Source organism: Hymenobacter lapidiphilus, assembly GCF_003417065.2.
Classification (GTDB): domain Bacteria; phylum Bacteroidota; class Bacteroidia; order Cytophagales; family Hymenobacteraceae; genus Hymenobacter.
This window is the reverse complement of sequence record NZ_QVLT01000007.1, coordinates 56,118-80,759: the sequence shown is the minus strand read 5'-3', so window position 1 is coordinate 80,759 and position 24,642 is coordinate 56,118. Positions and strand designations below refer to the sequence as shown.

At 60.8% G+C, this 24,642-nt stretch carries 16 protein-coding genes and 1 tRNA gene; 11 read left to right on the top strand and 6 right to left on the bottom strand.

Annotated features, from left to right (window positions below):
- Positions 1–101: 101 nt before the first annotated feature.
- The gene (locus D0N36_RS06010; RefSeq protein WP_116940505.1) at positions 102–1,133 is read left to right on the top strand and encodes a DUF4249 domain-containing protein; all 1,032 of its coding nucleotides are present in this window, start codon (positions 102–104) and stop codon (positions 1,131–1,133) included.
- Positions 1,134–1,497: 364 nt separating this feature from the next.
- Here D0N36_RS06010 and D0N36_RS06005 read toward each other — a convergent pair whose 3' ends face one another.
- A complete protein-coding gene (locus D0N36_RS06005; RefSeq protein WP_116940504.1) occupies positions 1,498–4,134 on the bottom strand; it encodes a PspC domain-containing protein in 2,637 nt (878 codons plus the stop codon).
- A gap of 50 nt (positions 4,135–4,184) precedes the next feature.
- Positions 4,185–4,532 carry a PadR family transcriptional regulator gene (locus D0N36_RS06000; RefSeq protein ID WP_116940503.1) on the bottom strand — a complete coding sequence of 116 codons (348 nt, stop codon included), beginning with the start codon at positions 4,530–4,532 and terminating at the stop codon, positions 4,185–4,187.
- A gap of 277 nt (positions 4,533–4,809) precedes the next feature.
- Between D0N36_RS06000 and D0N36_RS05995 the strand changes: the two genes are divergently transcribed.
- Positions 4,810–5,907, top strand: coding sequence for a putative type IX sorting system protein PorV2 (locus tag D0N36_RS05995; protein ID WP_116940502.1), 1,098 nt, complete (start codon positions 4,810–4,812; stop codon positions 5,905–5,907).
- A 60-nt stretch (positions 5,908–5,967) separates the two neighbouring features.
- Positions 5,968–10,488, top strand: a complete 4,521-nt coding sequence (gene porU2 / locus D0N36_RS05990; protein WP_190242539.1) for a putative type IX secretion system sortase PorU2 — start codon at positions 5,968–5,970, stop codon at positions 10,486–10,488.
- A 141-nt stretch (positions 10,489–10,629) separates the two neighbouring features.
- Here the strand turns inward: porU2 and D0N36_RS05985 are convergent, their stop codons facing one another.
- From D0N36_RS05985 to D0N36_RS05975, 3 genes are all read right to left on the bottom strand, one after another.
- Positions 10,630–11,115 carry a dihydrofolate reductase gene (locus D0N36_RS05985; RefSeq protein ID WP_116940500.1) on the bottom strand — a complete coding sequence of 162 codons (486 nt, stop codon included), beginning with the start codon at positions 11,113–11,115 and terminating at the stop codon, positions 10,630–10,632.
- A 109-nt stretch (positions 11,116–11,224) separates the two neighbouring features.
- The gene (gene fmt / locus D0N36_RS05980; protein ID WP_116940499.1) at positions 11,225–12,172 is read right to left on the bottom strand and encodes a methionyl-tRNA formyltransferase; all 948 of its coding nucleotides are present in this window, start codon (positions 12,170–12,172) and stop codon (positions 11,225–11,227) included.
- A 104-nt stretch (positions 12,173–12,276) separates the two neighbouring features.
- Entirely contained in the window at positions 12,277–13,530 is a 1,254-nt protein-coding gene (locus tag D0N36_RS05975) for an exo-beta-N-acetylmuramidase NamZ family protein (protein WP_116940498.1), read from the bottom strand.
- Between the two features lie 44 nt (positions 13,531–13,574).
- On the opposite strand from D0N36_RS05975, the gene D0N36_RS05970 reads away from it, so the two are divergent.
- Positions 13,575–14,789 (top strand): ABC transporter permease, encoded by a 1,215-nt coding sequence (locus D0N36_RS05970; protein WP_116940497.1) that lies wholly within the window; start codon positions 13,575–13,577, stop codon positions 14,787–14,789.
- Positions 14,790–14,960: 171 nt separating this feature from the next.
- Here D0N36_RS05970 and D0N36_RS05965 read toward each other — a convergent pair whose 3' ends face one another.
- Positions 14,961–15,659, bottom strand: coding sequence for a peptidoglycan DD-metalloendopeptidase family protein (locus tag D0N36_RS05965; RefSeq protein WP_116940496.1), 699 nt, complete (start codon positions 15,657–15,659; stop codon positions 14,961–14,963).
- A gap of 270 nt (positions 15,660–15,929) precedes the next feature.
- Between D0N36_RS05965 and D0N36_RS05960 the strand changes: the two genes are divergently transcribed.
- The 7 genes from D0N36_RS05960 (at position 15,930) to D0N36_RS05930 (ending at position 24,343) form a co-directional block, all read left to right on the top strand.
- Entirely contained in the window at positions 15,930–17,036 is a 1,107-nt protein-coding gene (locus D0N36_RS05960) for a ferredoxin--NADP reductase (protein ID WP_116940495.1), read from the top strand.
- Between the two features lie 222 nt (positions 17,037–17,258).
- Entirely contained in the window at positions 17,259–18,998 is a 1,740-nt protein-coding gene (locus D0N36_RS05955) for a M3 family oligoendopeptidase (RefSeq protein WP_116940494.1), read from the top strand.
- 178 nt (positions 18,999–19,176) lie between these two features.
- Positions 19,177–19,252 (top strand) — tRNA-Lys (locus D0N36_RS05950).
- A 77-nt stretch (positions 19,253–19,329) separates the two neighbouring features.
- Entirely contained in the window at positions 19,330–20,007 is a 678-nt protein-coding gene (locus tag D0N36_RS05945) for a response regulator transcription factor (RefSeq protein WP_116940493.1), read from the top strand.
- 180 nt (positions 20,008–20,187) lie between these two features.
- Positions 20,188–21,591 carry a sensor histidine kinase gene (locus D0N36_RS05940; protein ID WP_116940492.1) on the top strand — a complete coding sequence of 468 codons (1,404 nt, stop codon included), beginning with the start codon at positions 20,188–20,190 and terminating at the stop codon, positions 21,589–21,591.
- Between the two features lie 305 nt (positions 21,592–21,896).
- A complete protein-coding gene (locus tag D0N36_RS05935) occupies positions 21,897–23,504 on the top strand; it encodes a SulP family inorganic anion transporter (RefSeq protein ID WP_116940491.1) in 1,608 nt (535 codons plus the stop codon).
- A gap of 89 nt (positions 23,505–23,593) precedes the next feature.
- Positions 23,594–24,343 (top strand): carbonic anhydrase, encoded by a 750-nt coding sequence (locus tag D0N36_RS05930; protein ID WP_116940490.1) that lies wholly within the window; start codon positions 23,594–23,596, stop codon positions 24,341–24,343.
- The last annotated feature ends 299 nt before the right edge of the window (positions 24,344–24,642 follow it).

The following is a 24,642-nucleotide window of genomic DNA, read 5'->3' as shown; positions in this document are numbered from 1 at the left end:
TTAGCCGATTACGCTGATTTTTTTGTCCGTTGGTTGCTGCGCGTTTCGCGTTGGGTTTACTGGTTTCTGCTGATTACGTTGGGTTTTTAGTTCTTCTTGATATGGATAAGCTGCGTTTGTTATTAGGGGTAAGCCTTGGCCTGGGGCTGGCGGGTTGCGAAACGGTTGTGGACGTGGACACGCCGCCGCACACGCCCCGGATGGCACTGAGCTACACGCTCAGTAACACGCCCCCCGAACCGCCCACTACTACCAATAACCGCAGCTTTTTTGAGCAGCGCAAGCTATACGTGAGCAGCAGCCAGGGCGTGCTCGAAACCAAGGAGCTGACTGGCCGCGGCGACGCCACGGTGCAGCTGTTTGATGAAAGCGGCCAGCTGGTGGAGCAGTTCCGCTCGAAGGCCCAGCCGGGCTACTACAGCGGCGGCAGCCGGCCCGACAGTATTTATGGCGACTATGCGCCCACCCGGGGCTTTGCCGGCGTGCCCGGCCGCCGCTACACGTTGCGGGCCTCGGCCCCCGGCGTAGAGGCTGTCGAAGCCAGTCTCAGGCTGCCCGCCGTGCCCACCATTGAATCGGTCGGCTACGTGGCCCGCCCCCGCGACCCCAATAGCGGTGGTCCCTACGGCTACGTCGATTATGGCGGCCGCCTCACAGTGGCCGTGGCCGACAACCCCGCTACCACCGACTATTACCTGGCTTATGCCCGCGTACTCGATAAGCAGGGCAACTATTGGGGCGGCGTGTCGCGCGATTACAGCGCGCCCGGCGCCGATGGTCCCGACATCAACCTGAGCCGCTTTCAGCTCTCGCAGCCCGACAGCTTCTACAGTCAGTATCCGTACAGCGACGCGACCAGCAGCGGGCCGCTGCTGAGCTTCGGTACCGACGTGCGCCTGTATTTCCAGGGCGGCTATGGCAGCGGGGGGAGTATTCCGGAGCCAGGCTACCTCGAAGTCATCGTTAGTAGCATCACGCCCGATACCTACCAGTTTTTCCAGTCGGTGCTGCGCTTCTACAACACCGATGGCAACCCCTTTGCCGAACCCGCCCCGCTGCACTCCAACCTGCGCGGCGGCTACGGCCTGTTCGGCGGCGCTACCGACGCGGTGTACCGCATCAAGCTTTTCTAGCCACCGGCTCTCCGGCAAACGCATAAACGGCCGGCCCCAAGGTGGAGCCGGCCGCTTATGCGTTTGCCGGGGCTAGCTACGGGCTGGTAATAAGAAAGCCCCAACCCTCCTGTTGCAGCAGGGAAACAGGCCGGGGCTTTCTAGGGTCGCACTTTTTCACTCACATACGGACCCTTATCCAAGGCGCCTTGTGGGCGCTGCAATAAGCTGAAATAAAAACCGAGCCAATAGTTGCTTGGCCCGGTGTAAGGTTACTGTTTTGGATATAGAACGGCTAAGAAGCCAACGGGTTACAGTAGAATAAGTGCGGCAGCCAGCATCGTGCAGGGCCAGCGGGGTAGTCGTACCCCGCTGGCAAAATCGCCTAGTCGCGCACGGCCCGGACGCTGGAGGCACCCACGGCGCTGCGGCGCACATTGGTGGGCGAGCCGCTGTACTCGATTACGCTGGCGCCGGTGGCCTCGGCCTGTAGCTCCCCGGTCACGTTCAGGCGTACTTTGCTGGCGCCCACCACATCGATGTTGGCGTTGCGGGCGGTGAAGCGGGAAGCAATTACCTCGCAGGCACCGGCCCCATCAACTATCAGCTCGTCGGCCGAGCCGCGTAACGCCGCCCGGCAGGCGCCGGCCAGGTCCATATTCAGCTCGCCGAACTTGCCGTCGAGGGCCAGCTGCGAACCGCCGGCCTGCTCTACGTTCAGGTCGCCGGTGCCGAAACCGCCCACCTGGGCGCGGGCCCCACCCACCAGTTCGAGATGGTTCAACTCGGGTAGCTCCACGGTTATCAGCACGCGGCTGGCCTCGGAAGAAAAGTCGCCCATCCGGAACACGCTGCGGTTGCGGGGCTTGATAACCAGTTCGCTGCCGTCGCGCTCCACTAGCAGCTGGCGCAGGGCCTCATCGGAGCCGGCGGCTTTGATGGAGTAGCTGCTGCCGGGGCGCACCACCAGCCGGTAGGGCCCGGCCACGGATACGTGGTCGAAGTCCGACTCGGAGTAGCTGCGCCGGCCTGCGCCGTAGCCACTCTCGGACGTGTCGAAGCTGTCTACACCGCCAAAGTCGAGGTTGATGTTGGCATCGGCGCGGCCTTCGTCGTAGTCGGCGCTGGTTTCGTCGTCGGCATTGTCCTCGTTGCCGCCGCGCAGGTCAGCATCGGTGCAGGTCAGGCATTCCAGTTTGCTGCCCTTCATGCGGTACACGAAATTCTCCGACCTGTATGGCTGGCGTCCGCCCACATAATCTTCCGCATCAAGCCAGTTGGAAAAAGATTCCGTCATGCGGAAAGTCCGGCCGCGGGGCATGAGCAGGCGCAGGCGCATCTGCTGGTCGCGCAGGCGGGCTTTGGGCTGGTACGTGAAGTGGTCGTCTACACTCAGGGTCGAATCGTTGAGGACGCGCAGGTTGTGGGTAGTGGACGTAGCTGCCGTGCGGCGGGCCAGTGAATCGGACGAGCCTTTGGCGGAGATGATGCGCTCAAATCGGGGCGCCTGGGCGCTGTCTATACCAATCATGTCCAGGCCTACCCACTGGTCGTTGTCGAGCTGGCGGCGCTCCAGCAGCAGCCGGGAGCTGGTCAGGCCATTGAGGGCCACGGTTTGCGTAACCTCCGACTCGCGCTGAAACTCGCGGCTGGCCCGTATGCCCGCCATCGAGCTGCCTACGATGCCCAGCAGCCACAAACCCAGCAGCGTGAGGTTGGCAGCCCGCGACAGTACCGGACGGCGCAGCAGCATGCTTACTCCGGTGAGCAGCAGCCCCAGTGCCGGAATGCCCACCAGCAGGAAGAACGACAGCACGGCCCACACTGAAATATCGTTGAAGAGCAGGAAGGGCTGCAGCGGGCCGACATCAACCCAATCGGTGGCCGTAGTCATCCCCAGGCCAACCCCCAGACCCAGGATAATGGGCAGCAGCAAGCTGAAACCGGTCAGGATGAGCAAGCCACCCACGATGGCCCGAATGATGCCGCCAATACCGTTGAGCACCGGCCGGATGTTGCTGAACGAGTCTTCCAGAAACGTGCCTACAGGACGGTTGTTAGGAGTGCTTTCTTCGGAGCCAGCCGCATACGGGTTATCGCGCAGGTTGCTGTCGAGGGCCGAGAGCGTAACGGCCGAGCCGCGCATGCGGAGCCGGTCGGAAGCCGTTTTGGCCTCGGGCAGCAGAATCCAGAGGGCCAGGTAGAGCGGAAAGGCGAAGCCCCCGGCAAACAAACCCACCAGGAACAGAATCCGGATCAGCACCACATCGACCCGGAAGTAAGCGGCCAGACCGGCCGATACGCCGCCCACTTTGCCGTTGTCGGTGTCGCGGTAGAGCTTCTTAAAGGTCGGGTCCTCATCGGCCGGCGTGCCGTCGTGACGCTTGGGCAGGGCAATCCAGAGTACCACATACAGCAGCACCGCGAAACCGCCCAGGCTGAACCCTTCGAAGCGGAAGGACTCATCATCGAAGTCGAATACGCCCCGGGAAATGGGCTTGATAAGCGCCAGGACCAGGAAACCCAGCCGGATCCAGAGTGGATTGACGGCGAAGTAGCGGGCAATACCAGCGGCCACGCCCGCCACTTTGCTGTTGGCCATGTCGCGGTACAGGCGCTTGGTGCCCGTTTCGGCCTCGTCGGTGGTAGGCGGCACATCGGTAGTCGTGCTGCCGCCGGTGCTGCTGGTGTAGGTGCCCTGGGCCGAGCCGTTGGCTACGGCCGAGGCCAGCAGCTGCTCGTCGTCGTCGGCCTCGTCGGCGGGCTGGAAGTCGCTCACGCGGCCCATCTTGGCGGTCATGCTTTCCACGTCTTCCAGGGTTATTACCTGCTTGAGCGGCGTGATGCGGGCGGCGAAAAGCTCGGCGATACGGCCCTCAATGTCGGCCACGATTTCCTCGTGCCCGCGGTAGCCGCTGAAGTGGGCCTTCACCTCGGTCAGGTAGCGGCTGAGCACTTCGTAACCGTCTTCCTCAATGTGGAAGATCATGCCCTGGAGGTTGATGCTGATGTTCTTTTTCATCGTAGTTGCTGCAACAAGTCAACAATAGGAGTAGAGGAGGGAGGCGGCGCTTAGAGCGCAGGCGCGGAGCCGGGTTTCTGGCTGATGATGCGGACTGACTCCTGGACTTCTTCCCAGGTCAGGCGCAGTTGGTGCAGAAAGTCCTGCCCGACCTCCGTGAGCGTGTAGTACTTGCGGGGCGGGCCACTCATGGATTCTTTCCAGGTGTAGTCCAGCAGGCCCGCATTTTTGAGGCGCGTGAGCAGTGGGTAGAGCGTTCCTTCCACGACCAGCATGCGGGCCGCCGTCAGCTCTTCGAGCATATCGGAGGCGTAGACCTCGCCGCGGGCAATGATTTCGAGGATGCAGAACTCCAGAATGCCCTTCCGCATCTGCACTTGGGTGTTCTCGACTTTCATAAGTGAAGACAGATTGGGGGTGAAGAATGAGTCAAAGATAGTAAAAGGTACTATGTAACACAAGGTACTGTTAAAACAAATATTTGGTTGCGCTGATTTTCTGGTTTGCCGGTGGCGGCAGACCCCCGTAGCTAAGCACTGGAAGCGTATCTTTGAGCCTGCACTTTAGGTTTTTAGTGAGGAAGGCAATCCGAGACGCACTATTACTAAGTATCTTGCGTTGCTGCCGAACAGTGCTTTTCTTCCTTTATCGGACTCGAATCTGGCTTACTTCTCTATGCCCCACTTCTCCTCTTATAAGGCCCTGTTGCTGGGTGCAGGCCTAAGCCTGGTAATGCTGTCGCCGGCGCTGGCCCAGACCAAAACGCCCAAATACAGCAACGAATTTCTGAACGTGGGCGTGGGTGGTCGGGCGCTGGGCATGGGCAAAGTGCAGGTCAGCCTGGCCGACGATGCCACCGCCGGCTACTGGAACCCGGCCGGTCTGGTGAGCCAGAAGAACAAGTACGACGGTGTGCTGATGCACTCCGAGCTGTTCTCGGGCATCGTGAAAAACGATTACGCCGGCTTCGGCATGAAGCTCGACGACAAGAGTGCCTTGGGCGTGAGCCTCATTCGGCTGGGGGTTGATGATATTGCCGACACCCGCAACCTGGTGAATGAGTACGGCTACATCGACTACAATAACATCCGCTACTTCTCGGTGGCCGATTACGCGCTGCTGCTCTCCTACGCCCGCCAAATAAGCTCCATTGAGGGCCTGCAGGTGGGGGCCAACGCCAAGGTCATCTACCGCAACATCGGCTCGTTTGCCGATGCCATCGGCTTCGGTATCGATGCGGGCGTGCAGTACCGCCGCAACGGCTGGCAGTTGGGCCTGATGGCCCGCGACATTACCACCACTTACAACGCCTGGACCATTCACCGCGACCAGTTCGAGGGACCGGCCAACGCGCTGGACCAGATGCCCGAGAACAGCACCGAAATCACGCTGCCGCTCTTCGTATTCGGCGGCAGCCGCCTTATCAAGCTGCCCGGCGAGTTCACGGCCCTGGCCGCCCTCGATATGGAGCTGAGCACCGACGGGCAACGCAACACGCTGGTATCGAGCAAGGCGTTGAACCTCGACCCGCGGGCCGGCCTGGAGCTGGGCTACAAGAACCTGGTGTACCTGCGCGGTGGCGTGGGCAACGCCCAGCAGGTGCAGTCCTTCACGGGCTCCGAAACCTGGAAAGTGCAGCCCAGCCTGGGCCTGGGCGTAGCCCTGAGCGGTTTGCGCCTCGACATGGCGCTGACCCGGCTGGCCGTGGAAAAACTGGGCCAACGCTCGCAGCCCACCTCCATTATTGTGTCGCTGGGCTACGGCCTGAAATAAGCTTTGATGCGGTGCTTCAGCCCGCCGGACGCTATCTATTCGCCTTCTAGCAGAATATCGATGAAACAACACTACCTGAAAACCGCGTGGCTGGTGCTGCTGCTGAGCCTGTTGGGCACAGCCGCCGTTCAGGCCCAGTCGGGTCCTTATGGCAACGAATGGCTAACGCCTGGCCAGCCGTACTATAAGATTAAAGTAGTGAAGGATGGTATCTACCGCCTCGACTACCCCTACCTACAGCGCGCTGGTATCACCAGCGCCGATCCACGGCGGTTGCAGCTGTGGCGGCGGGGCAAAGAGGTAGCTATCCATGTGGGCGGCAACGCTACGGCGCTCGATGCCAGCTCGTTCGTCGAGTTCTTTGGCCAGCGCAACGATGGCCAGCTCGACCGGGGCATGTACAAAGACCCGGCAGATCAGGTACATAACCTCTACAGCCTATACACCGATACCGCCGCTTACTTCCTGACCGTGTCGCCCACCGCTTTGGGCAAGCGCATGGCCCAGCCCCAGTTGGCGGCCGGCGCGCCGCACGCCAACTGGCTCAAGCAGGATACGCAAATACAAGCTGCTACCTGGTCAAGCATCAGCGAAGAACAGCTGGTGTACCAACCCTGGATGGAGTCGGGTGAAGGCTTTCTCTCAACAAACATCGGTTACCAAGGCCAACGGCTGGTTGGCGAGGGCAACTATGTGCTTGATTCGCTGGCCGCCGTGGTCGGCGACCCGTCCCTGGAGTTAGTAGTGGTAGGAACTAGATTCATTACCCGAACGATTGTCGTATCAGTCGTCTCGGGCAGCAACCCCCGCGAGCTGGGCTCTTTCCCCCTGGCCGGTCTTGCGAAAAGAACATTTCGGACCCTGCTGCGAGCTTCCGACATTGGGGCCGATGGTAAGCTGCAGGTGAAATTAGCGGCCCCGCAGGTGCCCGGCTATACCAAAGATAACTTCGTGCGCGTAGGGTACTTGCGCGTTACCTACCCGCAGACCCGCCGCTGGGTGGTGGGCCACGTTGGGGTAGCTTTTCTGCCCGATTCGACGCTGGCTAAGCCGATTACATATCAGTTGGATAACTTGCCCGCTACCGTGGTAGGCTACGACGTAACTGACCCCGCTGCCGTAGTGCGCATTTCACCCCAGACTGCGGGTAGCACTTCGCAGTTCGTATTCCCGGCCGTCACCGTCCGCTCCCCGATGTTGCGCCTGCACGATTTGGCTCGCGCCTTGGTGCCGCCGTTGCCGGCGCAGCCAGTGCGCTTTCGGGCCCTGCCTACCACCGCCAATTTTCTGATAGTGAGTGCCCGGGGGCTGATGAAACCCACCACCAACGGCACCACGGGTAACGCCGTGCGTAGCTATGCCAACTACCGCGCTTCGGTGGCGGGTGGCAGGCACGATACGCTGGTAGTAAGTACCGAGCAGCTCTACGACCAGTTCCACTACGGCGAGAAGTCGGCGCTGGCCATCCGGCAGTTTGCGCAATGGATGCTAACGAAAAACCCGGCCACGAAGCGCAGCTTGTTGCTGCTGGGCAAGGGCTATGAAACCGGCACGCGTGTCAACAAAGGACTGTTCCATCGCCAGGCCACACCGGCTCAATACGAAGGCACGCCCGATTATGTGCCCACCAGCTCGCGCGGGGCATCCGATATTTTCTTCACCGCCGACTGGACCAATGGCGACTATATCAGCCGGATGGCTACCGGGCGCGTGGCGGCCAACAATCCCGACCAGATTATAAGCTACCTCAACAAACTGCGCGAGCATGAGGCTCTGGGCCTGGAGCCCTGGCGGCGCAATGTGGTGTTGCTGGCTGGCGGTCAAAATTCCGGCGAGCCCGAAGAGTTTAAAAGGTACCTGGAAGAATACGGCCAGATTATGCGGAAGCCCTTTTTTGGGGGACGTATAGTGCGATTTATTGACCGGATTGGGCGGCTAGGCTTTGAGCCCATAGTCGTTGATATTGCGCCACAGGTGAACGAAGGCGTGTCCATTATCCATTACTTCGGTCACGGCAGCCTGCGCAACTTCGACCTGACACCCACTAACATTCTGGCCCCCGCCAGCGGGTATGCCAACAAGGGTCGTTATCCGGTGATGTTTATGAGCGGCTGCGTGGCGGGCAATGCTTTCACTGGCGAAGGCTCGATGGGCGAAGACTGGATGCTGGCACCTGATAAAGGCTGTGTGGGCTTCATGGGCAACTCCTCGCTCGATGTAGCGGCCAATATCGATCAGGTAGATAAGCTGACCTACCAACTGCTGCTCACCGACCCGCAGTGGTACGGTAAACCGGTAGTAGAGGCACAGGCCGAGGCGTTCCGACGCCTACAGCCTAGGCTGCTGCCCGGGCAATTTGCCGTGCCCTCCCTGATGAGCACCATCTGGCAGGGCGACCCGGCCTTGCGGCTGTTCTCACCTGAGCGCCCCGATTTCCAGACGGCTGACAGCCGCCTGCAAATTTCGCCGGCCGTGGTGCCAGCCACGCCCAATGCCGCGTTCGAGCTGAAGCTAGGCGTGAGCAACCCCGGTAAAATCACCACTGGCTCGCTGCCGATCCGCGTTACCCGCACGGTGGGCAGCAGCACCAGTGTCTTCAACTTCGTGGTGCTCCAGGCCCGCAAGGACACTACCTACACGCTGGCCCTGGCCAACCCGGCCACTGGCAGCATTGCTGGCCAGAATACGTTCCAGGTTGATATCGACCCCGATAATGTCATTCCCGAACTTGACGAGACAAATAACCGCGCCACGCTCAGCTACACCTTCCTGACGGGTGGCGTGACTACGCTCAGCCCACCCGAATTCGCCATTGTGGGCTCAAATGAGGTACGGCTGGTAGCCCAGAGCAACGTGCCTACCACCGTCAGCCGCGAATACGACCTGGAACTGGATACCACTCAAACCTTCGCCAGCCCATTACGGCAGGCGCGGCTGAATGCCGTAATGGTACCCGAGTGGACGCCCGCGCTGCCCACCTTGCCCGGCCAGCCCGATAGTGTGGTATGGTACTGGCGGGTGCGCCTGCACGCCCCCCAAGGTGACGAAAGCCCTGATTGGGCCGTTAGCTCGTTCCGCGTGATTAAAGGGCGTAGCCAGGGCGGTTGGTCGCAGAGCCACCCCGGGCAGTTCCGCCGCGACGAGCGGAGTGGGGTGGAAGTAGCCGTGCCCGGTGGGCAGTGGAGCTTCAACGAGAACACCCGGCAGGGAACGATTACCTCAACCCGTATCGGCCCGGCCCGGCAGTGGGAGACGCTTTATCACACTGTCCGCACCGAATCGGGAACTGGCTACACGCTGAAACTGCTGGGCATCGATAGCCTGGAAAACACCATCGTGCTCAACCCCAACGTCACGAGCCGGACGCTGGCGCTGAGTAGCGTATCGGCTAAGCTGTATCGCTACCTGCAGCTGCAGGCCACATTCACCGCCGATAGCTCCGGTCAGACACCGCAGTTGGAACAGTGGTTGGTAACCTACCAGGGCGTGCCCGAAGGTGTGGTCCGCCCCAGCGCCACGCCCCTCACGGTCGTTCAGCTGACGGAGCAGGCCCAGAAAACCGGCTCGGTTACGGTGCCGGTAACTTTCCAGAACGTATCGGACTTCGACTTCAAAGCGCCACTCGTGGGCTATATCGTGCTGCGTTCGGGCACGGCTGGGGTTCCGCGCGAGCGGTATTACCCACTTCAGGGTGCGGCCCTGCTGGCTCACACCCAGCAGACTTATAATGTCACGCTCGACGCCCGGGGCCTCTACGGTACGCTCTCGGGCCAGGTAGTGCTCAACCCGCGCCGCCAGCCCGAGCAGCAATACTTCAACAACGAGCTAACGCTAGCTCCCTTTGAGGTAATAAACAACGATACGCCGCCGGTACTGGACGTGGCCTTCGATGGCCGCCACCTGTTGAACGGCGAAATTGTATCGTCACGACCCAGCATCAGTGTGCAGCTGCGCGACATCGACAAGCTTCGTCCGATTGTCAGCCGTGGCAATTTTCTGCTCGTGCTCACCCGTCCCGGCGGGGCTGGCCAGGCCATCGACCTGAACGGGGTCAGCATCACGTCCTTCAAGGCCGATTCAGCTCAGGGCCTGGCCCGGTTGGTGTTTGAGCCGGGCAAGAACCAGCCGCTTACCGACGGCATCTACACGCTGGAAGTACAGGGCAAGGACGGCAGCGGCAACGCGGCCGGCACCGAGCCCTACCGCATCACGTTCGAGGTCGTGTCGGGCTCGTCCATCACCAACGTCTTCCCGTACCCGAACCCGGTAACCAGCAAAACCCGCTTCGTCTTCACGCTTACCGGCGAAACGCTGCCGCGCAACATGAAAATTCAGATTGTGAGCCTGACGGGCCGGGTGGTGAAGGAAATCATGATGGAGGATATGGGCCCGCTGCGCATCGGTAACAACATGACCGAGCAGTACTGGGACGGCACCGACACCTACGGCGACCGGCTGGCCAACGGTACTTACCTCTACCGCGTGGTGCTCGATGACCCCACGGGTGAGTTTAGGCAGCGTGCCACCGCCGCCGACAAAGCCTTCAAAAAGGACTGGGGCAAGTTAGTGTTGCTGCGGTAGGTTGCTCGTTAGTGACAACTAAAAAAAGCCCCTGACGCCTACGCTGGCGTCAGGGGCTTTTGCTTATTGAATGGGGCGTGATGCTTTGAAATGAGGGCCTGCGACCATACTTCAGGATGACAGGGTATGGTCAATTCAGCCTCACCGCCGCCGTAGCGTAACGAAGCTAAAGGCGTAGTCATGGGTTGCGTCGGGCTCGTGCCGCTCGCGGCTTTCCTCGCGCCATTCGCCGGGATGCAGTTGGGCGAAGGTCACGTCGCCCTCGAAGGCGTGGTGTACTTCGGTCAGGTACACGGTGTCGGCGGCGGGCAGGGCCTGCTGATATATTTCGCCGCCCCCGATGACGAAAATGTCTTCATCAGTCGTGCGGGCCATTTCCAGGGCTTGGAGCACCGAGGCGGCCGTTTCGCAGCCTCCTGCCTGCCAACCGGCCTGACGCGTAACCACAATGTTGCGCCGCTTGGGCAGGGCCCGACCGATGCTTTCGTAGGTACGCCGGCCCATGATGATGGGGTGGCCCAGCGTGAGCTGCTTGAAGTGCTTCAAATCCAGCGGCAGATGCCAGAGCAAGCGGTTTTCGCCCCCGATAACGCCGTTATCGGCCACGGCTACAACGAGTGCGGTCATGAGGTAGAATGGTGGGAAAGTGAAATGATAAGTTGCCGGGCGAAAGGGAATAAAAGAACGTCATGCTTCGACTACGCTCTGCATGACGTACCCTTTACTGACAACCAACTCAGCTCAGCAGTTTTATATCGAAGCCGCGGAGGAAATCCTGGATGGGCATGCGCTTCTTGCCTTCCAGTTGCACGTCGAGCAGGTCGAGCAGGCCGTCGGCGGTTTGCAGGCGCAGGTAGCTGCGGCCATCGGTGTGCCACTGGCCGGCGCCGCCCATATCGGGGCCGCTGGCTTCCTCGTCGCTGAATGGTTGGGCCCGGAATACTTTGAGCGTGCGGCCGTCGGGCAGCTGGATGAAGGCCGTGGGGATGGGAGCAAGGCCGCGCACGAGGTTGGCCAGCGCCGGCGCCGACTGCTGCATGGGGTCGAGGCGTCCGGTTTCCTTGGTGAGCTTGGGGGCGGGCCGCAACTCCGGCAGCTCGGGCTGCGGAATGCTGGGGGCCTCGCCGGCGGCAATAGCCTGCACCGAGCGCAACGCCAATGCAGCCCCGGCCGCCTTCAGCTTTTCGTACAGCGAGCCGAAGTCATCCTCCGGCGCAATGTCCACCGCATCCTGGTAAATAAGGTTGCCGGTGTCGATTTCGTGGCGCAGGAAGAAACTGGTAACACCCGTTTGTGTGTCGCCGTGGATGAGGGCCCAGTTGATGGGGGCCGCGCCCCGGTACTGGGGCAGCAGCGAAGCGTGGACGTTGATGGAGCCCCGTGGCGGCATGTTCCACACCGCTTCGGGCAGCATCCGGAAAGCTACCACCACCTGCAAATCCGCCCCGTAGCCTTTTAGCTCGGCCTGAAATTCGGGGTTTTTGAGATTAGTGGGCTGGAGCACCGGCAGGCCGTGGGCCTCGGCGGCCGCTTTCACGGCCGAGCCCTGCAGCTGCCGGCCCCGCCCGGCGGGCTTGTCGGGCGCCGTAACTACGGCCACTACCCGGCAACCTTCCCAGCTTAGTAAGGCCTCAAGCGTAGGCACCGCAAATTCGGGGGTGCCCATAAAAATGATGTTGAGCATATGGTTTCACGCAGGGTCTCGGGGTGATGACGCAGTGTCTCGGGGTGGCCATTGAACAACACTGCGAGACACCGCGTCATCCACCCCGAGACACTGCGTGAAATTTAATTTTCAGGATACAGCAAATACTTCTGGCGCATCACTTTATAAGCGCCCAGTTTCGGCTCCCAGGAGGCCCGGATTTCGGCTTCCGACTTGCCGGCAATAATTTGCTGGCGCGTTTCGGCCGTGCCCATCAGCCGCTCGAAGCCATCGGTAAAGAACTTGTCCTTGGCCGTGCTCTGGTTGTAATAGTCGATCAGATACGAGAGCGTGAAGCCGACTTCGCCGATGCCTTCCAGGTCCTGGCCGTAGCAGCGCTTGCCGTTTTGAGGCGGGGCCGTGGAGCCGGGGTTGGGCGTGGGTACGAAGCTGAACGGGCGGCTGGCGGGCTGGGTAGGTGCCCCGATTACCTCGAACGGCCGGTCGGTGCCGCGGCCCACGCTCACGTCGGTGCCCTCGAACAGGCAGAGGCTGGGGTAGAGGTCGACCGAATGGGCGGTGGGCAGGTTGGGGGAGGGGCGCACCGGCAGTTCGTAGCGCGTGGCGTGGGTGTAGCCAGCTACCGGAATAACCGTCAGGCGGCACTGTTTGCCGCCGGCCAGCCATTTTTCGCCGTTAATCATTTGGGCCAGCTCGCCCACCGTCAGGCCGTGCACTATCGGAATCGGGTGCATGCCGACAAAGGTTTTGTACTTGGGCTCCAGCACCGGACCGTCCACGTACCAGCCGTTGGGGTTGGGCCGGTCGAGGATGATGACCTCCTTGCCCTGCTCGGCGGCGGCCTCCATCACGTAGTGCATCGTGCTGATGAAGGTGTAGAAGCGTGCGCCCACGTCCTGAATGTCGAATACTAGCACGTCGATGTTGCGCAGCATCTCGGGCGTTGGCTTTTTGGTGGCCCCGTACAGGCTCAGCGCCGGCAGGCCGCTACGGGCATCTTTGCCATCCTTAATGGTGGCGCCATCGGCCGCCTCGCCCCGGAAACCGTGCTCGGGCCCAAAAATCACTTTCACGTTTACGCCCCGGCTCAGCAGCGTATCTACCAGAAATGCCTGGCCCACGCGGGCGGTCTGGTTCACTACCAGGCCCACGCGTTTGCCCTGCAGCAGCGGCAGGTACTTATCGAACTGCGCGGCGGCCACCTGCAGCGGCGCGGCGGCCGGCTGCTTTAGCACCACCTGGGGCGGCGCGGCCACCGTTTGGGCTGCGGGCGCGGTGGGCGCGGCGGCCGTAGTCGAACCCGTCTGGGCCGGGCGGGTGCAGTCGGTGAGCAGTAGCGCGAGGCTGAGCAGACTCTGGGGCAGGAAAGAAGGCATGGGCAGGGGTGGAAAACTACTCGGATTCATCTAGCTTTACGCCGGTGAACGTTTCGCAGTACATATCTCATAAGATCGACGGGGCCGATGCGGGCTCGTTCACCTCGTCGGTGACAAAGATAGCCATCATCAGCATTGCCATGGGATTGGCCGTGATGGTGGTGTCGTTTGCCATTCTGGAGGGTTTCCGCAACGAAATCCAGAACAAAATCTTCTCCTTCGGCTCGCACCTGCAAATCAGTAAGTACGACACCAACAACTCGCTTGAGGCCGAGCCCATCGGCCAGCCGCAGCTGGTGCGCGAGCTGCGCGACAATCCGCAGGTAGCCACCATTCAGCCCTTTGCCCGCAAAACGGCCATCATCAAAACCAAAGATGAAGTGCTGGGCGTGGTGATTAAGGGCATCGACGAGAAGACCAGTCCCTCCTCGATGCGCAAGAACCTGGCCGCCGGCAAGTTCATCACCTTCCCCGATTCAGCCGCCAGCAACGACGTGCTCGTGTCGCGCAAGGTGGCCGACAAGCTGCGGCTCAAGGTCGGCGACAAGGCCCTGTTCTACTTTATTCAAAGCCCGCCGCGGGTGCGCCAGTTCGTGGTCAGTGGCATCTACCAGACCGGCCTCGACGAGTTCGATGAGGCCTTCGTCATTGGCGACATCCGCCAGATTCGCGACCTGAACGCCTGGCCCGATACATTGGTGGGCGGGCTCGAAGTCACGCTCAAGGACTTCAACCGCCTCGACCCGGTAGCCGATAACCTCTACGAAAACCTGCGCTACGACCTTAAGCTCGACAAGATTACCGAGCAGTACGTGCAGCTGTTCGAGTGGCTAAAGCTGCTCAACCGCAACGTGGTTATCTTTCTGGTGCTCATTATTTTCGTGGCGACTTTCAATATGGTGGCCACCATTTTTATTATGATTCTGGAGCGCACCAACATGATTGGGGTGCTCAAGGCCATCGGGGCCACCGATAACCAGATCCGGAGCATGTTCTTCTTCCGCGGCCTGAGCCTGACGGTGCGCGGAATCCTCTGGGGCAACCTGATAGGGCTGGGCTTCTGCGCCATCCAGTACTACCTGCACGTTATCCCGCTCGACCCCGAAAACTACTACATGGACCGTGTGCCGATTCATTGGGACTGGACTATCATCCTGATGCTCAACGCGGCTACGTTCTTCACCTCCCTGCTGGCCGTGCTGATTCCGACTTACCTGATTTCCCGCATCAAGCCAGTGGCCGCCATCAAGTTCGACTGACCACGGATTAGCCCGGATTTTTTCGGATTTCACGTATTTTGTAGACGATAAAAAAGCAAAAAGCCACCTCAGTTGAGGTGGTTTTTTGCTTTTTTGGGAAACAGAAAATGCCCAACGGCCGCAGGCACGGGAGGCCCGACTACAAAATCCGTGAACTCCGAAAAATCCGTGCTAATCCGTGGCTAAGTGGCGGCTTTGCAGAATCAGGTTTGGGTCGGGACATAGGGCCGCCCAGGTGGTGCGCTCCGAGACCAGCGCCACGCCGGGAAAGTCGCCTACCCGGCCTTGTAAATCGGCCATAACCTGAAAGTGCAGGTGCGGCGGCCAGTCGCCGTTCTCGGGCGCGGGGCCTACTTCGGCAAAGGTGTCGCCCTGGGCTATTACCAGGCCGGGGCGCAGCAGGGCGGTTTCGCGGCGGCTGAGGTGACCGTAGAGCGTGTAGAAAACTGTCCCTTCCAACTCGTGCTCCAGAATGACGGTAGGGCCGTAGTTGCCGTGGCCTTCGTTGTCGGCGAGGCTGTGCACGGTGGCCGGCAGCGGGGCCAATACCGGCGTGCCGGCGCGCAGCCACACATCCACGCCCAGATGCAGCGAGCGGGCGGGGGCCGTGGGGTCAGCGTCGAACAGGCCGGGGCTGCGGCGGTAAATGACGCGGTCTTCGAGGTAGCCGCCCACGCCAATCAGGGCGTTTTTATCGGCCAGCAGCCGGGCTACCAGCTGGTCGAAGGTAGCGGTGTCGTGCAGGTTGGCGGCGGTGAGTAGCGGGTTGGCGGCCGTGAAATCGAGGCGCGCCACTTCGGGTGAGTTGAGGTCGACGGGCAGTACGGGGCCAAAATCGGCTTGGTGGCGGCGGAGTAAGTCGGAAAGCATTTGGAAGTTTATGGATTTAAAAGAACTGTCGGGCAGAACGAACGCAACGGCTTAGGTAGAGAACTGTCATGCTGAGCGAAGGCGTAAGCCGTAGTCGAAGCATCTCTACTGCAATGCTAACCAAACGTCAGGATTACTACTGCAGTAGAGATGCTTCGACTACGCTCCGCATGACACGTTCTACTGCCCCGGGATTACATTCTACGCGGGAAACAAAAATCGAATAACGAACTTTGTGTTTAAACCCACCCGTAATACCTGCTTGCCCTTATGAGTAGCCCCTACCTGACGCTGAATGTTGTTGAGCTGACCCAGGAAACCCCCGACGCCGTTACCATCCATTTCGAGCGGCCCGACCGCCAGCCCGTGGCCTGCCAACCCGGCCAGTTCCTGACCCTGATTCTGCCCTGCGGCCCCGGCGGCAAGAAGGAGCGCCGGGCTTATTCGCTCAGCAGCACCCCCGGCGAGGCCCCGCGCCTGGCCGTTACGATAAAGCGCGTAACGGGCGGCCTCGTGAGCAACTACCTGCTCGATACCGTGCAGGTGGGCCAGCAGCTGGAAGTAATGGCCCCGCTGGGCAACTTCGTGCTGGCACCTCAGCCCCAGGCCGCCCGCTCTATCGTGCTGGTGGGTGCCGGCTCGGGCATTACCCCGCTCATGAGCATGCTCAAGGCCATTCTGCGCGAGGAGCCCAAGAGCCATGTGCTGCTCATCTACGGTAACCGCAACGAAGATTCGGTGATTTTTGCCGACCAGCTTCGGCAGCTGGAGCAGCAGTACGCCGGCCGTTTCCAGATGGAGCACGTGTTCAGTCAGCCCCTGCGCCCCTCCGCCGAGCACAAGCACACCGGCCGCCTCAACCGCACCACCCTGTTGCGCATTCTGGAGCAGCGCCACCAGTTTCCGGCCGCTCAGGCCGAGTATTTCCTCTGCGGCCCCGATGGGCTGATGCTGGAAGCCCAGTCGGCCCTGGAGCTGCTGGGTGTGCCGGCGACCCGCGTGCGCCGCGAGAGTTTCGTGGCCGCCGCCGATTCGGCTGAGGCCGTTGCCCAGTCGGGCGGGCACGGCGACGTGTCGGCCGCCGACGACGGCGAGCAGAGCAGCTCCCGCAACGTCACCATTCACTATGAAGGTGCTGAGTACCAGTTCGAGGTGAGCCCCGAACAGACGATTCTGGAAGCCGCCCTCGATCAGGATATCGACCTGCCCTACAGCTGCCAGGCCGGCCTATGCACCGCCTGCCGCGGTAAGTGCCTCTCGGGCAAAGTCCACCTCGACGAGCGCGAAGGCCTTTCGGACTCCGAAATGAACCAGGGCTACGTGCTCACCTGCGTCGGCCACCCGCTCACAAGCGACGTAGTAATTGAGATTGGGTAAGAATTCTTGAGAAGCTAAGACTTTGAAATAGAACGTCATGCCTCATCTGGCGTCCGCGAAGCCGAAGCATCTCTACCGCAACGGTAACCAAACGCAGGATTACTATTGCAATGGAGATGCTTCGGCTTCGCGGACGCCAGATGAGGCATGACGTTCAATTTATTGCTTGCCCATAGCTCTTATTACCTGCCTCTCGCCTTCCAGCTTCTAGCTTCCAATAAAATGACTTCTTCCACGCCCGCCGCCGACCTCGCCACCGACACCCAACGCCCCCCCCGCCAATACTTGCCCGAGGCGTTTACCGTGACCGATTGGGCCGCCATTGAGCCCTATTTCATTGAGCTGCGCGACCGGGAAATCGGCTCGGCCGCAGAGTTGGAGCTTTGGCTGCTGAACCGCTCGGAGCTGGAAGCGGCGCTGAGCGAAGACCTTGCCTGGCGCTACATTCGCATGACCTGCGACACCCAGGATGCCGCGCGCACTGAGGCCTTCCAGTTTTTTGTGAACGAGATTGAGCCCCACGTCGCGCCCCACGACCATGCGCTCAACGAGAAAATGCTGGCCTCGGAGTTTCTGCCTGGGCTCGATGAAAACCGCTACCGGGTATTTGTGCGCTCGGTGCGGCAGGCGCTGGCCATCTACCGGCCCGAGAACGTACCGCTCAAAACCGAAATCAGCACCCAGCAGCAGCAGTACGCCGCCCTGGCCGGGGCCATGACCGTGACGCTCGACGGCGAAGAGCTGACGCTGCCCCAAGCCGCTGACCGCCTCAAAAGCCCCGATCGGCAGGAGCGCGAAACAGCCTGGCGGGCCGTGCAGGAGCGCCGCCTCCAGGATTCCAAGGCCCTCGACGAGCTGTACACGCGCCTGATCGGTCTGCGCCACCAAGTGGCGCTGAACGCCGGATTCGCCAACTTCCGCGACTACATGTTCGCCGCCCTCGGCCGCTTCGACTACACGCCCCAGGACACGCTGGAATTCCATCGCGCCATTCGCGAAACCGTAGTGCCGCTTACCGATAACCTCGACCTGGAGCGCCGCCAGGATCTGGCACTGGCCGAGTTGCGCCCCTGGGACCTCGACGTGGATGTGTCGGGCCAGGCGCCGCTAAAGCCCTTTGCCACGGGCGCGGAGCTGCTGGCCAAAACCACCACCGTCTTCGACCGCCTCGACCCATTTTTAGGCCAGTGCCTGCGCACGATGGGACAGATGGGCAACCTCGACCTGGAAAGCCGCAAGGGCAAGGCTCCCGGCGGCTACAACTATCCGCTCGACGAAACCGGGGTGCCCTTCATTTTCATGAATGCGACCAGCTCGCTGCGCGACGTGGTGACGATGCTGCACGAGGGCGGCCACGCGGTGCATAGCTTCCTCACGCGCCGCCTGCCGCTGGGCGCCGATAAGCACCCGCCCTCCGAAGTGGCCGAACTGGCTTCCATGAGCATGGAGCTGCTCAGCCTCGACCATTGGGACGTGTTCTTTACCGACCCAGAGGAGTTGCGGCGTGCCAAGCGTACCCACCTCGAAAGCGTGCTCGAAACCTTCCCCTGGGTGGCTACCATCGACAAGTTTCAGCACTGGGTGTACGAGCACCCGACCCACACCGAGGAGCAGCGCCATGCCCGCTGGGTCGAGCTGTTCGACGAGTTCAACCAGCGCACCGTGAGCTGGAAGGGCCTGGAGCATATCAAGCCCTATCTGTGGCAGAAGCAGCTACACCTCTACGAAGTACCCTTTTACTACATCGAGTACGCCATGGCCCAGCTCGGCGCCATTGCCGTGTGGCGCAACTACCGCCAGAACCCGCAGGCGGCCCTGGCTGGCTACCAGCGCGCGCTGGCTCTGGGCTACACGGCTCCCATCGGCGAAATCTACGCGGCGGCCGGTATCCGCTTCGATTTCAGTACCGAATACCTGCGCACCCTGGCCGACTTCGTGCAGGACGAAATGGCGAAAATCTAGCAGTTGCTCCTCTGGAGAATAGCAGGGCGGCTGTAAACAATTACGGTTGAATATCAGGGAATTGGGCAGCAGGAGAGGCGCATAAACGCGAAAAATACCTCGTTTGCTTGCACCGACCGGATAAGCCTGCTACTTTTGCACTCCCTTCTGAAAAGGCTTTGGCCTTGCGAAGTGGAATGATTCTGTAGCTCAGCTGGTAGAGCAATACACTTTTAATGTATGGGTCCTGGGTTCGAATCCCAGCGGGATCACCAAAAACCCTCACTGCGCTTCGTAGTGAGGGTTTTTTCGTTGACGGGGTTGAAGCCGGCCAGCCGCGTATCTTGCGGCCATGAAAATTCTGCTGGTTGAAGACGAGCCCAAGGTTGCCGCGTTTCTGCATCAGGGCCTGAGCGAACAGCACCACCAGGTGGATTTGGCAGCCGATGGCCTGTTGGGCCTGCGCCTGGCCAGGCAGGGCGGCTACGATCTGCTTATCCTCGATACGCTGCTGCCGGGCCTGAGCGGGCTGGAGGTGTGCCGGCAGGTGCGGGCTCAGAACACCGGCGTGCCCATCCTGATGCTTACGGCCCTGGGTGAAACCGACGATAAAATCCGCGGCCTCGACGCCGGCGCCGATGATTACCTGGTAAAGCCCTTTGCGTTTCAGGAGCTGCTGGCCCGCATTCGGGCCCTCACGCGCCGCCGCCACGATGTGGCCCCGGCCGGCGGTATGCTCCAACTGGCCGACCTCACCCTCGACCCGGCCAGCAAAATGGTGCACCGGGCCGGCCAGCCCATCCAGCTTACGGCCCGCGAGTTTGCCCTGCTCGAATACCTGCTGCGCAATCAGAACCGCGTCGTGTCGCGGGTCGATATTCTGGAGCAGGTCTGGGATACGAGCTTCGACACCGGCTCCAACGTCATCGACGTGTACATCAACTTCCTGCGCAAAAAGCTCGACAAGGATTTCACGCCCAAACTCATCCATACGCTTGTGGGCATGGGCTATGTGATGAAGGAGGAGTAGAACAGGCTGCCAGTTGCCAGTGGTGGAGGGCCACGCTGAGCATGTAGCGCAAGGAGGCAGTCGAAGCACCGCTACCGCAATACGAACCCTGTTGCCTGCTTAGAACCAACGAAGCGGTAGCGGTGCTTCGGCTGCGTGGCCGCCAGATGAGGCATGACGTTCATTACTAATTCCTAACCCATGACGATTCGCGCGCGGCTTACGGTACAGTTTGCGGCCATTTTGGTGGTTACGCTGCTGCTGTTTGCAGCCGTAATCTACTTTTTTACCTATCAGTCGCGGCACGAGGCATTTACCGAAAGCCTGTTTTTGCGGGCGAGAGTGGTAGCGCACGTGTACCTGGACGGTACGCGGCGCGGCGACGAGCGTAGCCGGGCTTCGTACCGGCGCTATCTGCGGCAGTTTTACCGCACGCTGCCGGCCGAGGAGGTACATGTGTTCGATGCCCGCAACCGGATGGTGTTCCGCGAGGGCCGCGAAGACCGAAATGTGCCGGTTTCACTCCTGCAACAGGTGCGCCAGACTGGCCGCGAGGTGCGGTTCGAGGGCCGTTTCCACCAAACGGTGGGCTTGCTTTATAAGGAACCCGGCCGGGGTAACTTCGTGGTGGTAGCCTCATCAGTAGATGCCGATAGCGAAGAAAAGCTGGGTAACCTGCTGACTGTGCTTACATTCGGGTTGCTGGTTTCGCTTGTGGTGGTGGGTATCGGGGGGCTGATTTTTGCTGGCCAAGCGCTCATGCCCATGAAGCGCATCGTTCGCGAGGTGGATAGCATCACGGCTTCCGACCTGCATCAGCGCCTGAGCCCCGGCCAGGGCCGCGACGAAGTATCGTTGCTGGCCCAGCGTTTCAATAGCCTGCTCGATCGGCTCGAAACAGCTTTTGTGGGCCAGCGAACCTTCGTGCGCGACGCCTCGCACGAGCTGCGTACGCCCCTTGCCGCCATCATCGGGCAGCTCGAAGTGGCCCTGCTACAGCAGGAGCGAACCCCCGAGGAGTACCAGCGGGTGCTGCGTGCCACCCTCGATGCGGCCCGGCTACTCAAGGACCTGACTAACGGCCTGCTCCAGATTGCCCGCGCCTCCGACGACCCCAGCCAGGTACCACGCATCTGCCTGCGCCTCGACGAACTGCTGCTGATGGCCCACGAGGAACTGCATCGACGCCATCCCACCCGCCGTATCGACCTCGATTTCCGCGAAGTACCCGGCGTGGCAGCTGCCGTGCCGTTTGCCGTGCTCGGCAACGAGGCGCTGGTGCTGGTGGCCTTTCTCAATATTCTGGAAAACGCCTGCAAGTTCACGGCTGCTAATCCTACTGCCCCCATTGTGGCCACGCTCACGGCCACCCGCAGCCAGGTACAGCTGCTCGTCGTTGATCAGGGGCCGGGCATGAGCGAGGCCGACCGGCAACAGGTATTCGTGCCCTTTTTCCGGGCTGAAGCGGTGCGGACTGTGCCCGGCCATGGTATCGGCCTGCCGCTCACGGCCAAAATTATGGAGTTGCATGGCGGGCGCGTGGAAGTAGCCAGCACCCTGGGCCAGGGTACCCGTGTCCGGCTCACTTTCCCGGCTGCCGGCTAGCTGGCTGCCGGGCCAACTGCTGCTGCGCGCCTGCCCGCATAGTAGTGCTTACTGCCTGATAACTTGGTAGATAGCCTAATAGCCGGGAGAAGAATGCTATAAAAAAATAGCGGTAGGTACACAGTTTAAATACCTGCCTCTTAGCTCTTTATACTTCTTTAATTGGGCTTTAATCGGGCTTTAATCGGGCTTTAACATGCTTTTAATCAGAGTTTAACGACCCGGTCGTATTGTTGTATTATCGGGCTGGCCGTGCTCAATTGAGTGGGAGGCCAGCCTGATTTTCTGCACTGCCTCCCCTCGTTATGATAAAAAATGCACCGGCCCCTAAGAAGGTGGCCGCTCCAATAGCTTCCGACCGTCTTCCCTCAACGTTCAGTTCCCTAAGCCAGGATTTACCCGCCGGACTAGTGGTTTTTCTGGTGGCGCTGCCGCTGTGTCTGGGTATTTCGCTGGCCTCGGGCGCGCCGCTGCTGTCGGGCGTTATTGCCGGTATTGTAGGCGGTGTGGTGGTGTCCTGGCTCAGTGGCTCGGCTTTGAGCGTGAGCGGTCCAGCGGCTGGCCTCACGGCTATTATTGTAGCGGGTATTGCCACGCTGGGCTCATTCGAGGCAATGCTGTCTGCTACGGTGCTGGCTGGTTTGCTGCAGGTTGGGCTGGGCCTGGCCCGGGCGGGTATCATCGGGCTCTACTTCCCCACTTCCGTTATTCGCGGCATGCTGGCCGCCATTGGCCTGATTCTGATTCTGAAGCAGATTCCTCATTTTTTGGGAGTTGATTCCGACTATTTCGAGGACCTGACATTTACGCAGCTCGACGGGCGCAATACGTTCAGCGAAATCAGTAACGCCATCCAGAACATTCAGCCCGGCCCGGCTATGGTGGGGGTGATGGCGCTGGGTCTGTTGTTGTTTTGGGATAAAGTGCTGAGCAAGCGCGTAAAAGTAGCCCGGCTGGTGCCCGGCGCACTGGTTGTAGTGGTAGCGGCTATTCTGCTAAATGAAGTCTTCCAGGGCCTGGCTCCGGGCCTGGCGGTTGGAACCGAGCACTTGGTGAGCCTGCCACCCATCAACTCGCTGCAGGACGCGGCCGGCCTGATTACCACGCCCGACTGGACGGCTTTCAGCCGTCCTGAAACCTACACGGTGGCCTTTACCATTGCCATTGTTGCCTCGCTCGAAACCCTGCTTAGCGTGGAGGCCGTCGATAAGCTCGACCCGCACAAGCGCAGCACGCCCACCAACCGCGAGATGATGGCCCAGGGCGCGGGCAATATGCTGAGCGGCCTGTTGGGTGGCCTCCCCATGACGGCTGTTATCGTGCGCAGTTCGGCCAACATCAACGCCGGTGGCCAAACGCGGATGTCGGCCTTCTTCCACGGCATACTGCTGCTCGTGAGTTTGCTGTTTCTGGCCCCGCTCCTCAACCGGATTCCGTTGTCGGCGTTGGCGGCCATTCTGCTCGTTATTGGCTATAAGCTCACCAACCCCGACCTGTACCGCACTCAGTGGAAGCTGGGGTGGCAGCAGTTTCTGCCCTTCATTATCACCATTGTAGCCATTCTGCTCACCGACTTGCTCAGGGGTGTGGTGCTGGGCCTGGTGGTGGGAGTGTTCTACATCCTAAAAGCCAACTACGACTCGGCCTACTTCCGCAGTGGTTTGGACCAGGCATCGGGTGGCCCGATTGTCCTGCGGCTATCTGAGCAGGTATCGTTTCTCAACAAAGCCAGCATTATGCGGGCCCTGGATGAGTTGCCGCATAATGCCCGCGTTGTCATCGACGGCTCCGACTCGGTGTTTATTGACTACGACGTACTGGAAGCCATCGAAAATTTCCGTCAGGGAGCGCCCGAGCGCGGTATCGAACTGGAGCTGCGCAACATTCCTCAGGTAAAGGTGATAGGGCACTAAGCGCGGCCGGTCGGTTGTAGAGCCGCATTGGCAGGTAGTATGCCTGCGCCTCCCAATTAGTAAAAACACCTCTCAATCAACTTCGAACAATGGAAACAATACTTGCCAATAACCGCCGCTGGGTGGCCGAACGCCGGGCCGCCGACCCCGAGTTCTTCAGCCGGCTAGCCAACGGACAGAAGCCCAAATACCTCTTTATCGGCTGTTCCGATTCGCGGGTATCGGCTTCCGCTATAACTGGTACCAGCCCCGGCGAAATGTTTGTGCACCGGAACATTGCCAATCTGGTGGTGCCGACCGATTTCAACCTGCTTTCGGTAGTGCAGTACGCTGTGGAGGTGCTCAAGGTGCAGGTGATAGTTGTGTGCGGGCATTACGGATGCGGCGGTGTGGCCGCGGCGGCCGGCGACAAGCAGTACGGCCTGATTGATGGCTGGCTGACCGGTATCCGCGACGTTATCCGGTTGCACGAAACGGAATTTTTGGGCATCGACGATGAGGAGACCCGGTTGCGGCGGCTCGTAGAGCTGAACGTGATTGAGCAGGTGCGCAACCTCACCAAAACCAGTATCATCCAAAACGCGCTGCGGGGCCCCAACCCGCCCAAGTTGCATGGCCTCGTTTACGACATCAAGGAGGGCCTGCTGAAGGACCTGCAGGTGGAAAACGACAGCCTTTCTGACCTGGACCACATTTATAGTATCATGGGCGTTGATCATGCGCCGACTCCTCAGGCGGCTGCCCCTGCCGCCTCCGAAAAAGAGCAGGCCGCCGCACCGCTGTCGCAGACGACGGGTAAGAATGTGATGGCGAGCAACGGCTCGGAAGTGAAGGCGTAGTTTTCGCCACTGATAGCAGAAGCCGCCGTTATCTGGTCCGGATTAGCCGGCCTGTTGGCGGCCAAACATCTGGGCGCGTTCTGAGGGGAGTGCGCCTCGATGGCTGGAACCGCCGCATCCGTTGGGTGCGGCGGTTTTTTGCGTCCGGCTGCTGGCAACCTGAATGTTTTGGCAACGCCAGGACGGGTGAAAGCCGTAAGAACAGAGGCAGGGGTGCTGATGAGCGCAGGTGCCTGCATACGGCCGTGCCAATTTCCGGGTAGCATGCGCCAAAGGGCCCGAAAACTTCCGGAAACCCA